Here is a 12,092-nt window from a genome sequence, read left to right on the forward strand (position 1 = left end):
CTTGTCAATCAGGCAAGTTCGCGTTACAGTCGTCGCTCTACTTCACTCGGGGAAGGTCTTTGCCATGCGACACATTTTGACCGCGCTCTCGGTTTGCCTGGCGTGTGCGCTGCCGGCCGCCGTGCGCGCTGAACCGGCCAAGGTCCAGTTCGCGACCGAAGTGTTTTTCGACAGCGGCAGCGCGCGCCTGTCGGCCGATGCGGTATCGATTCTCGACCAGGTGGTCAGCAAGAGTGGCGAACTCGCGCCGGAGCTGATCATGGCCATCGGCCACACCGATGCGCTGCTTAGCGACGCCAGGGCGCAGACGCTGTCGGTGCAGCGCGCCGAAGCCGTAAAAAAATATCTGGCCGACAAAGGATTCGAGCGCATCCGCATTTATACCGAAGGCAAGGCCAAGCGCCTGCCAGTGGCCGAGAACGACACGCGCGAAGGGCGCGCCCGCAATAACCGGGTCGAGGTGCAGCTGGTGGGACCTAGAGCCGGAGCCGCCGAGCAGTAAGCAGACAGACGTAAAAAAGCCTGCAAGGCGCAAACCTTGCAGGCTGTTCGGTGACGCCGGAAGCGGACCAGCCGCTCCGGCGCGTCCGGCAATTACATCATGCCGTCCATGCCACCCATGCCGCCCATACCACCCATGCCGCCCATGCCGCCAGCTGGCTTGTCTTCAGCCAGTTCGCATACCATGGCGTCGGTGGTCAGCATCAGGCCAGCGATCGAGGCTGCGTTTTGCAGTGCCGAACGGGTGACTTTTGCTGGATCCAGAACACCCATTTCGACCATGTCGCCGTAGGTGCCGTTCGCTGCGTTGTAGCCGTAGTTGCCGGTGCCGGCCAACACTGCTGCAACAACCACCGACGATTCTTCGCCAGCGTTTTGAACGATCATGCGCAGTGGCTCTTCCATGGCGCGCAGGACGATCTTGATGCCGGCTTCCTGGTCAGGATTGTCGCCTTTGACCTTGATGTTGGCACGAGCGCGCAGCAGGGCAACGCCGCCGCCAGGAACGATGCCTTCTTCCACGGCAGCGCGGGTTGCGTGCAGTGCATCTTCAACGCGTGCTTTCTTTTCTTTCATTTCGACTTCGGTGGCTGCGCCAACCTTGATCACTGCAACGCCGCCTGCCAGCTTGGCAACGCGCTCTTGCAGTTTTTCACGGTCGTAGTCCGACGTTGCTTCTTCGATCTGAACGCGCACTTGCTTGACGCGCGCTTCGATCGCTTCTGCCTGGCCGGCACCGTCGATGATGATGGTGTTTTCCTTGCCCACTTCAACGCGCTTGGCTTGGCCGAGTTCTGCCAGGGTGACCTTTTCCAGGGTCAGGCCGACTTCTTCAGCGATCACCTGGCCGCCGGTCAGGACAGCGATGTCTTCCAGCATGGCCTTGCGACGGTCGCCGAAGCCTGGGGCTTTGACTGCGCAGGTTTTCAGGATGCCGCGGATGTTGTTCACAACCAGGGTGGCCAGTGCTTCGCCTTCGATGTCTTCCGCGATGATCAGCAGTGGACGGCCGGCTTTGGCGACTTGTTCCAGGATCGGCAGCAGATCGCGGATGTTCGAGATCTTCTTGTCGCACAGCAGGACGAACGGGCTGTCCTGGATGGCAACTTGCTTGTCCGGGTTGTTGATGAAGTACGGCGACAGGTAGCCGCGGTCGAACTGCATGCCTTCGACGATGTCGAGTTCGTCGTTCAGGGACTTGCCGTCTTCAACGGTGATAACGCCTTCCTTGCCGACTTTTTCCATCGCTTCAGCGATGCGCTCGCCGATCGAGTAGTCCGAGTTGGCGGAGATCGCGCCAACCTGGGCGATTTCCTTGGTGGTGGTGCATGGCTTGGAGATCTTGGCCAGCTCTTCGACGGTGGCAGCAACTGCCTTGTCGATGCCGCGCTTCAGATCCATCGGGTTCATGCCGGCGGCAACGAACTTCATGCCTTCGCGCACGATGGCTTGTGCCAGCACGGTCGCGGTGGTGGTGCCGTCGCCGGCGTTGTCGCTGGTACGGGAAGCAACTTCCTTGACCATTTGCGCGCCCATGTTCATGAGCTTGTCTTTGAGTTCGATTTCCTTGGCGACCGAGACACCATCCTTGGTGACGGTCGGCGCGCCAAACGAGCGCTCGAGCACCACGTTGCGGCCTTTCGGGCCCAGGGTGACTTTGACTGCGTTGGCGAGGATATTGACGCCTTCAACCATTTTGGCGCGCGCTGCGTCGCCGAATACTACATCTTTAGCTGCCATGTTTATTTTCTCCGTTGTGCGTAGATTTCTATCGCGTGGAATTCTTAATGAAAGGTCGTGCGCGGACTAGTTGAAGATCACTTGACCAGGACGGCCATGATGTCTTCTTCACGCATCACCAGCAGCTCTTCGCCGTCGACTTTGACGGTTTGGCCGGAGTATTTGCCGAACAGGACGCGGTCGCCGACTTTCACTTCCAGCGCGCGTACTTTGCCGTCATCCTGGACTTTACCGTTGCCGACAGCCAAGATTTCGCCTTGATCCGGTTTTTCAGCAGCTGCGTCAGGAATGATGAGGCCGGACGCAGTTTTGGTTTCCTGGTCGAGACGCTTGACGATAACGCGATCGTGCAATGGGCGAAGGTTCATGCAAAACTCCTTAATATTCAGTGGTTTAGTAGCTATTGGTCAGGACCGCCACAGGCGTTCCCGGTGTTTCAACATGTCTCGCGGTGTTGCCGCGGAGACTAGAAAGAGTTGTTAGCACTCTCTACTAACGAGTGCTAATTATAGGGACGGTCAAGGTGTTTTTCAAGGCGTCCTGTTGACTATTTAACAGACGAGCTTGATCTGGCGCAAACCGCGGGCCCGCCGCGGCACCGTAAACTGGAGAGATCTCAACGCTGCGCGGGAATGCGGTTCCCCGCATCCTGCGCACTTGCCGGCGCAACTTCCGGTTTGCGCCAAGTCTGAAAAGGCGGTAATGAATCGGTCCGGGCGCGGCCGATTCAGCCGGGCGCTATTACATCCCCTTACATCAATCGTCTACCCCTGTTACTGATTCGGTTGACGGACTTTCATTCACACCCCTATAGTTACGGGATGATTTCTGAATTCGACGAACTATCCGAAAAAATTGACCGGCTTGCCGCGTTGACCCTCTCACTTCGCAGCGAGAACGCGCAGCTGCGCCAGACCAATGCCGAACTGCGCCAGTCGAATATGGCGCTGTGCGCCGAAAACGAGGAATGCGTGGGACGCATGCATGAAGTGCAGCGCCGGCTTGAAGCCTTGCTCTCGCAAATGCCCGATCCGAATGCGCCGCCTGCACCGCTTGTACAGCATGATGAGGTTGCACAATGACCGAGCTCAATGTCACGATCATGGGAAGCTCCTACCGCCTCATGTGCAAGGAAGGCGAGGAACGCACCTTGCTGGAAGCGGTGAGCTATCTCGACGGCAAAATGTGCGGCTTGCGCGATTCGGGCAAGGTCAAGGGAAATGATCGCATCGCCGTCATGGCCGCGCTCAGCGTGGCCGCCGAATTCCTGTCGGTGAAAACCCCGCAAGGACCGCTTTCCGAAATGTCGATTTTGGAAGTCAAGCAGAAACTCGGCGACATGCACACGGTCCTCGATAACGCCCTGACCCCCCAAGAAAATCTGTTCTGAGGCTAATTTCGTTTGACATGACGGCACATCGGAGTAAACTCCGTCTCACCCTGCGGTGTTCGCGATTGCCATATATTCCTTGAACCATTTATGTGCACCGGTTGCGGAATTTTGTTCGATGGGAGTGAGCGTCGCTTGTCCGACGAACCCGAAATTGGACTAACTGCGACCACCTTGAACCATTAGGTTCGGGATGCCGGCAAAAACGGCACAGGCGGGGCTCTGATTTTCATAAGCGGTTGCAAGCATTCGGTGCGCAACCGTTTTTTTATGGGCGCGCGCTTTGTCAATGCTTGGCAACGGCGCGCCGCCAATGGCGACGCGCCGACGGAGTGGCATACATGGCTTATTGGTTGATGAAGTCCGAACCGGACGAAGTGAGTATCGACGACGTGCTGGCCGCGCCGGATCGCACGGTGGCCTGGTTCGGCGTGCGTAATTACCAGGCGCGTAATTTCATGCGCGACGCCATGCGCGAAGGCGACCTGGTGCTGTTCTACCATTCCAGCTGCGCCGAGCCGGGCATCGCCGGCATCGTCGAGGTGTGCTCGAACGCTTATCCGGACGCCACCCAGTTCGACCCCGCCAGTCCGTATTACGACCCCAAGGCCACCCGCGAACAGCCGCGCTGGATCAGCGTCGACGTGCGCGCCGTGCGCAAGACCGCGCTGCTGAGCCTGAAAGAGCTGCGCACCATTCCCGAGCTGGCCGGCATGCGCCTGCTGGCCAAGGGCAGCCGCCTGTCGGTCATGCCGGTCGAGCCGCACGAATGGCATGCCATCGACGCCTTGCTGGGCCGCTAGCCGGCATCCTGCTCAAGATCGAACGCGACGCGCGCAGCTGATGGCGGGGCGCCTCCAGCTGCCGCAGCGCTAGCGCGGTAGAATGGTTTCTCGGGCAAGTCTGTGCGTGGCTTGCAAATAACCACAAGCCATCAAGAGCGCACCATGACGACTGCACCTGCAACGACGCCTATCCCAGCGGGAGGCCGATGGACTGGAGCCTGATTCTGATCCTTCTGGCCATGGGCGCCGCCGGCGGCTTCGCGGCCGGCTTGCTGGGCATCGGCGGCGGCATGGTGCTGGTGCCCTTCATCACCATGATCTACACCGCCCAGCATTTCCCGCCCGAGGCGGTGGTGCACATGGCGATCGCCACCTCGCTGGCCACCATCATGTTCACCTCGCTGTCATCGGTGCGCGCGCATCACGCGCATGGCGCGGTGGTGTGGCCGATCGTGCGCATGCTCACGCCCGGCATCGTGGCCGGCTCCTGGGTCGGGCCGTGGCTGGGCAAGCAGCTCAACACCACCGCGCTGGCGCTGGTGTTCGCCGCGTTCGTGGCGTTTTCGGCCACGCAGATGCTGAGCGGGAAGAAGCCGGCCGGCGCGCGCGAGCTGCCGCAGGCGCCAGGCATGTTCGCGGCGGGCGGCGCGATCGGCGTGGTGTCGGGCGTGGTGGGGGCGGGCGGCGGTTTCATGTCGATTCCGTTCATGACCTGGTGTAACGTCAAGATTCATCAGGCCGTGGCCACCAGCGCCGCGCTGGGCTTTCCGATTGCGCTCTCGGGCACCTTGTCGAACATCTGGTTCGGCTGGGACCAGCCTGGCTTGCCGCCGTATTCGCTCGGCTACATCTACCTGCCCGCGCTGGCCGTCATCGCCGCCGCCAGCGTGCTGGCCGCGCCGCTCGGGGCGCGCGCCGCGCACCGCATGCCGGTACAGACGTTAAAGCGCATCTTCGCCTTTATTTTGTATGCGCTGGCCGGCTATATGCTGTGGAAGGCGTTTCACTGACCGCACCGCTGCGGTAGGCCCAGACCAGCATGGCCACGCCGCCGATGATCATCGGCAGCGACAGCATCTGTCCCGACGTGACCGGCAAGCCGGCCACGCTGATCTGCCAGTCCGGTACGCGGAAATATTCCGTGAAGAAGCGCGCGCAGCCGTACAGCAGCGTAAACATGGCGCCCACGGCCAGCCGCGGGCGTTCCTTGCGCGCATACATCCACAGCAGCACGAACACCACCAGCCCGTCGACGATCATCTGGTACAGCGGCGACGGATGGCGCGGCCCCTGCACGCCCGGCCACAGCATGGCCCACGGCAGGCTGGCGTCGGCCACGCGGCCCGGCAGTTCGGCGTTGATGAAGTTGCCCATGCGCCCGGCCGCGTAGCCGAGCGGGACCAGCGGCGCGATGAAATCGTAGACGTCCAGCAGGTTGCGCCTTGCCTTGCGCGCCCACAGCGCCATGGCCACCAGCACGCCGAGAAAACCGCCGTGGAAGGACATGCCGCCCTCCCAGACCTTGAAGATGGCCACCGGATCGGCCATGAAGCGGGCCGGCTGGTAAAAGAACACTTCGCCCAGGCGCCCGCCGATGATCACCCCGAGCATGCCGTAGAACAGCATGTCGTCCAGGTCTTCTTTTTTCCAGCCACGCGCGGCGATATGCGCTTGCTTGATGCGCACGCGTCCGAGCGCGAGGAACATGGCGAACGCCAGCACGTACATCAGCCCGTACCAGTGCACGTGCAGCGGGCCGAGCGAAAAGGCGACGGGGTCAGGCATCGGGTGGGTCAGCATCAGTATTTTTCCTCAGTAAATCCAAAAAACCCTGCAAGACCGGCGAGACGGCGTCGCGCCGCCAGGCCAGCCCGGTTTCCACCTGCGGCGTCGGTTCGCGCAGGGCCCGGTATTCTACGCCGGGCCGCATCAGATTGGACACCGATTGTGGCACAAGTGCCATCCCCATGCCGGCCGACACCAGACTGACGATGGTCTGCATCTGGATCGCTTCCTGCCCGATCTCGGGCGTGATGCCGGCCGCGCGAAAGCACCCCAGGATCGCATCGTGCAGGGCCGGGGCGATGGGGCGCGGAAAGATAATCAGCGGCAGCGGCGGCAAGGCCGCCAGCGCTACCGGCGCATCCCCGGCGGCCCCGCTGGTGCCGGCCGGCAGGGCGGCGATCAGCGGCTCGGTCAACACCTTGAGGTAATCGAGTTCCAGGCGCGCCTTGTCCGGCAGCGGCGGAATCAGGAGGCCGGCGTCGATGCGCCCGTGCAGCAAGTCGTCGATCTGCACGTCCGAGGTGGCTTCCTGCAGCGCGATCTGGACCTGCGGAAACGCCGCGCGGTAGCTGCGCAGGAAGGGCGGCAGCACGCTGTAATCGGCCGAGGACACAAACGCCAGCGACAGGCGGCCCGCCTCGCCGCCGGCCGCGCGCCGCACCAGGGTGGGGAGAAACGCGCTGGCGGCCAGGATGCGGCGCGCTTCGGGCAGCAGGGCCTGGCCGGCCGGGGTCAGTTCGACCGCGCGCCGGCTGCGCGCGAACAGCGGCGCGCCCAGCAAGTCTTCGAGGCCCTGGATGGTTTGCGACAGCGGCGGCTGAGTCATGTGCAGGCGCAGCGCGGCCTTGCCGAAGTGAAGTTCTTCAGCGACGGCGACAAAATAGCGCAACTGGCGCAGTTCCAGGTTCATCGATATGCTTTTCCATGTGAAGAAGGTGTTGTGATATGCGTTGCGACTCACAGCAATGCAAATGATATATTTGACGCGCGCCCGGCTGCAAGGCATTCTTGGCAATATTAGATCAACACCAGATCATCACCGGAGTGAAGCCATGTCAGACCAGCCACGCTATAACCGTCGTTCCCGCAACATCACCGAAGGCGTCTCGCGCAGCCCGAACCGCTCGATGTACTACGCCATGGGCTATGAAACCGAGGATTTCGACAAGCCGATGATCGGCATCGCCAACGGCCACTCGACCATCACGCCATGCAACTCGGGCCTGCAAAAGCTGGCCGACATTGCGATTGCCACCGTCAAGGCCGCCGGCGCCAATCCGCAGGTGTTCGGCACCCCGACCATCTCGGACGGTATGTCGATGGGCACCGAAGGCATGAAATATTCGCTGATCTCGCGCGAAGTGATCGCCGATTGCATCGAAACGTGCGTGAACGGCCAGTGGATGGATGGCGTGGTCGTGATCGGCGGCTGCGATAAGAACATGCCGGGCGGGATGATCGCCCTGGCGCGCACCAATGTGCCGGGCATTTACGTGTACGGCGGCACCATCAAGCCGGGCAACTGGAAGGGCAAGGATCTGACCATCGTCTCAGCGTTCGAGGCGGTGGGCGAATTCACGGCCGGGCGCATGTCGAAGGAAGACTTCGACGGCATCGAGCGCAACGCCTGCCCGTCGGCCGGTTCCTGCGGCGGCATGTACACGGCCAACACCATGTCGTCCTCGTTCGAGGCGCTGGGGATGGGCTTGCTGTACTCGTCGACCATGGCCAATCCGGACGACGAAAAGGTCGGCTCGGCCGCCGAATCGGCGCGCGTGCTGGTCGAAGCGGTGAAAAAGGATTTGAAACCGCGCGACATCATCACCCGCAAATCGATCGAGAACGCGGTTTCGCTGATCATGGCGACGGGCGGATCGACCAACGCGGTGCTGCACTACCTGGCGATTGCCCATGCGGCCGAGGTCGAGTGGACCATCGACGACTTCGAGCGCGTGCGCCAGAAAGTGCCGGTCATCTGCAACCTCAAGCCGTCCGGACAGTACGTGGCGACCGACCTGCACAAGGCGGGCGGCGTGCCGCAAGTGCTCAAGCTGCTGCTCGACGCCGGCTTGCTGCATGGCGACTGCATCACCATCACCGGCCGCACGATTGCCGAGGAACTGGCCGAGATCCCGTCGGTACCGGACCCGAAGCAGGATGTTATCCGCACCATCGACAAGGCGCTGTACCAGCAGGGGCACCTGGCCATCCTCAAGGGCAATCTGTCGCCGGAAGGCTGCGTTGCCAAGATTACCGGGCTGAAGAATCCGGTGATCACCGGTCCTGCGCGCGTGTTCAACGACGAGTATTCGGCCATGGATGCGATCCTGGCGGACGGCATCAAGGCCGGCGACGTGCTGGTGATGCGCTACCTGGGGCCGAAGGGTGGTCCGGGCATGCCGGAAATGCTGGCGCCGACCGCTGCGCTGATCGGCAAGGGGCTCGGTGAATCGGTGGGCTTGATTACCGACGGGCGTTTCTCGGGCGGCACCTGGGGCATGGTGGTGGGCCACGTGGCGCCGGAAGCGTTCGATGGCGGCACGATTGCGTTGGTGGAAGAGGGCGATTCGGTGACGATCGATGCGCACCAGCAGCTGATTCAGCTGAACGTGAGCGATGAAGAGATTGCGCGCCGCCGTGCTAACTGGGTCAAGCCGGCGCCGCGGTATACCCGTGGTGTATTGGCCAAGTTTGCGGCGCTGGCGTCGTCGGCCAGCAAAGGTGCTGTCACGGGCTGATTAGCCTTACACCGTCTCCCTCGCGCCAAGGCGGCCCTCGGCGGGGGCCCAAGTTTTCTGCTCAGTCGAGGACTACAGAGCCGTCAGGCGCGGGGCGACCGTGATGAAGTCCGCCCCCCCTCGCCACAGCTCCTACTTCTTATTCGCCTTCTCAAACGCTTCCTTCACACGCGCCTTGCGCCGTGCCTCATCGACGTTGTGCGCTTTTTTCTTGTCCAGTCCGAAAATCTTTTCGACGAACTCGAACCAGATGAAGGCCACGAACATCAAACCAATCACCCACCACCACGACAACTCGGCAAAACGCCAGACTTCGAAATAGCGCAGGCCCACAAGCGCTGCAATTAATAGTATCAGTGGCATGGCAAACTCCTTTTCATACGCATATCTTACAAACAATTGCCTCTGAGGGGCAGTAAAATCGTGTCGCTGGGCAAATAGTTGGGTCAACCGTCCACAGGCTTGACCCGTTATAGAGCGTGTGGCCGCACATTCGGATTTCCGAAACACGGTAAAATTGCATTCAGTTGTTCACTCTGGAGAAATACATGAAACGGTCCCTGATGTTGTTCACGGTGTTGTCGGCGCTGGCCTCGTCGAGCGCCATGGCAAACGCCGATTTGGCAAAAGCAAAAAATTGCATGGCTTGCCACGCTGTCGCGAACAAGCTGGTCGGACCTGCCTACAAGGACGTTGCGGCAAAGTATGCCGGCCAGAAGGATGCTGAAAACAAGCTGACCGCCAAAGTCCTCAAGGGCGGCGCCGGCGCCTGGGGCGCGGTACCGATGCCAGCCAATCCGCAAGTGAGCGATGCTGAAGCCCGCACCCTGGTCAAATGGATCCTGGCACAGAAATAAGCCGCTGCTTCCTCGATCATCCGCAATAGAAAAAACGCGCTGTCACTGCAGCGCGTTTTTTTATGCCTGCGGCTCTGGCTGCGGCGCTGGCCGCGGCCAGGGCTGCAGCCAGCGCAAGGTCTTTACTTGACGACCGACATTTTGGTCTTCTTGCCACCTTTGAAGGTGAACATGGTCAGCGCGCCATCCTTGATGTCGCCCTTGTCGTCGAACTGAATCAGGCCGGTCACGCCCTGATGCTTGATCTTCTGCAGTTCAGGCAAGTACTTGACCGGGTCGGCCGACTTGGCGTTTTGCATTGCCGCCGCCATGACCATCACCGCGTCGTACACATATGGCGAGTACAGCTGGACGGACTCGTTGGGGAAGCGTTTTTTGTAGCGTGCCACAAAGTCCGCCAGCGATTTTTCCTGCTCGCCAGTCACGCCGCCTGCTTCGGCGCAGGTGACATTGCCTTCGCCCACGCCATCACCGGCCAGGCGCACCAGCGATTCGGTGCAAATCCCGTCGCCGCCCATGAATTTGGCGTTGATGCCGAGTGCCTTCATTTGCTTGAGCATCGGGCCGCCGACCGCATCCATGCCGCCGAAGAAGATCAGGTCCGGCTTCTTGTTTTTGAGCGAGGTCAGGATGGCGGTGAAGTCGGTCGCGGTGGCGCTGGTAAATTCCTTGCCCACGACCTTGATCGCCGGATTTTTTGCCTTGGCGCCCTTGAGGAACTCGGTGGCCACGCCCTGGCCGTAGGCCGAGCGGTCATCGATGACGGCAATACTGCTCACTTTCAGGGTGTCGACCGCGTAGCGGCCCAGGGTGCCGCCAAGCTTGTTGTCGTTGGCCACCACGCGGAAGGCCGACTTGAAGCCTTGCTTGGTGTACTCGGGAATCGTGGAGGAAGGGGAAATCTGGGGAATGCCCGCGTTATGGTAAATCCGCGAGGCCGGCACGGTGGTGCCCGAATTGAGGTGGCCGATCACGCCCTGTACCTTGGCATCGACCAGCTTCTGCGCCACGGCAGTGCCCTGCTTGGGATCGGCGCCGTCATCTTCCAGCACCAGTTCCAGCTTGACCTTCTTGCCGTTGATCATGAAGCCCTTGGCGTTCAATTCTTCCACGGCCATCTTGGCGCCGTTCTCGTTATCCTTGCCCAAGTGCGCGCTGGCGCCCGAGATCGGACCGACGTGGCCGATCCTGACGACGTCCTGGGCGCTGGCGCTGGCGGCAAATGCCATGGCGATTGCGAGTGGAATGAGTTTGGTCGTGAACTGCATGTGCATTCTCCATTGGATTGAAAACAGACAGCGCTCATGGCGCCGTTTCGAAAATTTTGTGTAGGGCAAAAGGTACAACAATTTAAATGCTTCGCAAAGCCGATTGTCAGAATTTAAGGAAGAAATTGTGGCTTCTCACCATAAACGCGCGTGCGGGCGTTGCGTGCACGCCGGGGTGCACCGGATTACCGCTGTTTTGTAAGCAAATGAAAGGCGCCGCCCGCGAGGGCAGGCCGGGCAGGCTATTTGTGGCTCTGCAGATGGCTCAGTTCCTGGGCCACCGCCCGCACCACGATGCTCTCGATGGCGTCCTGCAGGCCGGTGCGCAGCTCGGCCGTCAGCCCCGCCACGGCGTGCTGCAGCACTTGTTCCATGCTGTCGCGCAGGCGCTGTTCGAGCACGAAGTCGACTCTTCCCTGGATTTGCTGGAGAATGCGCTCGGACAGGCGACGTTCGAGCAGGGCCCATTCCGGCTCGCTCCAGTCCGCCAGCAGGGGTTCCTGCGCCGACGGCTGCGCGGCCGGATCGGCTTGCGCCTCGCCTTTGTCGGAAAACAATTCCGTCAGCACGGGGATATTCGGATCGAACGGACGAGCCTGGGTCATGACTGGCCTGCGACGAAGTGAGTCAGTGGATAGGATTGCTGCTTGTAGGCGACGTAGCGCTTGCGCCCGGCGGCGGCGTCGCTGTCATCGGTGGAAATGATCTCGAACACGCGCTGGAATCGCCCGAGCTGGGCCGGCGTGGCCCGCGTCAGGTTCACCAGCATGTCGTAATGGGGCAGCTCGGCATCGTCCCTGTCGGTGATGATGATGGGCGTGTGCGCGGCCAGCGGGTCGCCGGCCATCACGTGCGGCAGGAAATCGGTTTCCGACAAGGTCCACAGGGCCTCGTCCAGCGCTTGCGCCTGCGCCGCATCCTCGGCCAGCAGCACCACCTTCGCACGGCTGGCATAGGCTTTGCGCGCCAGCCGGCAGGCGTAGCTCAGCTTGTCCGGGATGTTGGTATGGAAATCGATGCGCGTCATC

Annotated in this window: 15 protein-coding genes and 1 other RNA gene; 8 read left to right on the forward strand and 8 right to left on the reverse strand. The window is 61.4% G+C overall.

Annotated features, from left to right (window positions below; all coding sequences use genetic code 11):
- Positions 1-64: 64 nt before the first annotated feature.
- The gene (locus CR152_RS13925) at positions 65-502 is read left to right on the forward strand and encodes an OmpA family protein (RefSeq protein ID WP_157778478.1); all 438 of its coding nucleotides are present in this window, start codon (positions 65-67) and stop codon (positions 500-502) included.
- Between the two features lie 92 nt (positions 503-594).
- Here the strand turns inward: CR152_RS13925 and groL are convergent, their stop codons facing one another.
- Entirely contained in the window at positions 595-2,241 is a 1,647-nt protein-coding gene (gene groL / locus CR152_RS13930) for a chaperonin GroEL (RefSeq protein WP_099875444.1), read from the reverse strand.
- Between the two features lie 77 nt (positions 2,242-2,318).
- A complete protein-coding gene (gene groES / locus CR152_RS13935) occupies positions 2,319-2,609 on the reverse strand; it encodes a co-chaperone GroES (RefSeq protein WP_054264305.1) in 291 nt (96 codons plus the stop codon).
- Between the two features lie 417 nt (positions 2,610-3,026).
- Here groES and CR152_RS13940 point away from each other — a divergent pair, with 417 nt between their 5' ends.
- From CR152_RS13940 to CR152_RS13960, 5 genes are all read left to right on the forward strand, one after another.
- Positions 3,027-3,323, forward strand: coding sequence for a cell division protein ZapB (locus CR152_RS13940; protein WP_307718578.1), 297 nt, complete (start codon positions 3,027-3,029; stop codon positions 3,321-3,323).
- A complete protein-coding gene (locus tag CR152_RS13945) occupies positions 3,320-3,631 on the forward strand; it encodes a cell division protein ZapA (RefSeq protein WP_099875446.1) in 312 nt (103 codons plus the stop codon). The genes CR152_RS13940 and CR152_RS13945 overlap by 4 nt, the downstream gene beginning before the upstream one ends.
- A 44-nt stretch (positions 3,632-3,675) precedes the next feature.
- Positions 3,676-3,856, forward strand: a non-coding RNA gene (gene ssrS / locus CR152_RS13950) — 6S RNA.
- Positions 3,857-3,972: 116 nt separating this feature from the next.
- Entirely contained in the window at positions 3,973-4,434 is a 462-nt protein-coding gene (locus CR152_RS13955) for an EVE domain-containing protein (protein ID WP_099875447.1), read from the forward strand.
- Between the two features lie 188 nt (positions 4,435-4,622).
- A complete protein-coding gene (locus CR152_RS13960; protein ID WP_099875448.1) occupies positions 4,623-5,426 on the forward strand; it encodes a sulfite exporter TauE/SafE family protein in 804 nt (267 codons plus the stop codon).
- Here the strand turns inward: CR152_RS13960 and lgt are convergent.
- Both lgt and CR152_RS13970 read right to left on the reverse strand, forming a co-directional pair.
- Entirely contained in the window at positions 5,377-6,216 is an 840-nt protein-coding gene (gene lgt, locus CR152_RS13965; protein WP_099875449.1) for a prolipoprotein diacylglyceryl transferase, read from the reverse strand. The two genes, CR152_RS13960 and lgt, sit on opposite strands and share 50 nt — an antisense overlap.
- Positions 6,194-7,111, reverse strand: a complete 918-nt coding sequence (locus CR152_RS13970; RefSeq protein ID WP_099875450.1) for a LysR substrate-binding domain-containing protein — start codon at positions 7,109-7,111, stop codon at positions 6,194-6,196. Before CR152_RS13970 ends, lgt begins: the two co-directional genes overlap by 23 nt.
- Positions 7,112-7,253: 142 nt before the next feature.
- Between CR152_RS13970 and ilvD the strand changes: the two genes are divergently transcribed.
- On the forward strand, positions 7,254-8,939 hold the full coding sequence (gene ilvD, locus CR152_RS13975; RefSeq protein WP_099875451.1) for a dihydroxy-acid dehydratase: 1,686 nt from the start codon (positions 7,254-7,256) through the stop codon (positions 8,937-8,939).
- A 132-nt stretch (positions 8,940-9,071) separates the two neighbouring features.
- Here the strand turns inward: ilvD and CR152_RS13980 are convergent, their stop codons facing one another.
- On the reverse strand, positions 9,072-9,302 hold the full coding sequence (locus CR152_RS13980; RefSeq protein WP_099875452.1) for a TIGR04438 family Trp-rich protein: 231 nt from the start codon (positions 9,300-9,302) through the stop codon (positions 9,072-9,074).
- Positions 9,303-9,487: 185 nt separating this feature from the next.
- On the opposite strand from CR152_RS13980, the gene CR152_RS13985 reads away from it, so the two are divergent.
- Complete coding sequence (locus tag CR152_RS13985) at positions 9,488-9,796, forward strand: c-type cytochrome (RefSeq protein WP_099875453.1); 309 nt, start codon at positions 9,488-9,490, stop codon at positions 9,794-9,796.
- 122 nt (positions 9,797-9,918) lie between these two features.
- On the opposite strand, the gene CR152_RS13990 is transcribed toward CR152_RS13985, so the two are convergent.
- The 3 genes from CR152_RS13990 to CR152_RS14000 all read right to left on the reverse strand — a co-directional run bounded on the left by CR152_RS13990 (position 9,919) and on the right by CR152_RS14000 (position 12,091).
- Positions 9,919-11,064 carry a branched-chain amino acid ABC transporter substrate-binding protein gene (locus CR152_RS13990; protein WP_099882323.1) on the reverse strand — a complete coding sequence of 382 codons (1,146 nt, stop codon included), beginning with the start codon at positions 11,062-11,064 and terminating at the stop codon, positions 9,919-9,921.
- Positions 11,065-11,306: 242 nt separating this feature from the next.
- Positions 11,307-11,669: a DUF2486 family protein gene (locus CR152_RS13995; RefSeq protein WP_099875454.1), complete on the reverse strand. Its 363-nt coding sequence runs from the start codon at positions 11,667-11,669 to the stop codon at positions 11,307-11,309.
- Positions 11,666-12,091: a DNA polymerase III subunit chi gene (locus tag CR152_RS14000; protein WP_099875455.1), complete on the reverse strand. Its 426-nt coding sequence runs from the start codon at positions 12,089-12,091 to the stop codon at positions 11,666-11,668. The genes CR152_RS13995 and CR152_RS14000 overlap by 4 nt, the downstream gene beginning before the upstream one ends.
- Position 12,092 lies beyond the last annotated feature (1 nt).

The organism is Massilia violaceinigra (genome assembly GCF_002752675.1).
GTDB lineage: Bacteria > Pseudomonadota > Gammaproteobacteria > Burkholderiales > Burkholderiaceae_D > Telluria_A > Telluria_A violaceinigra.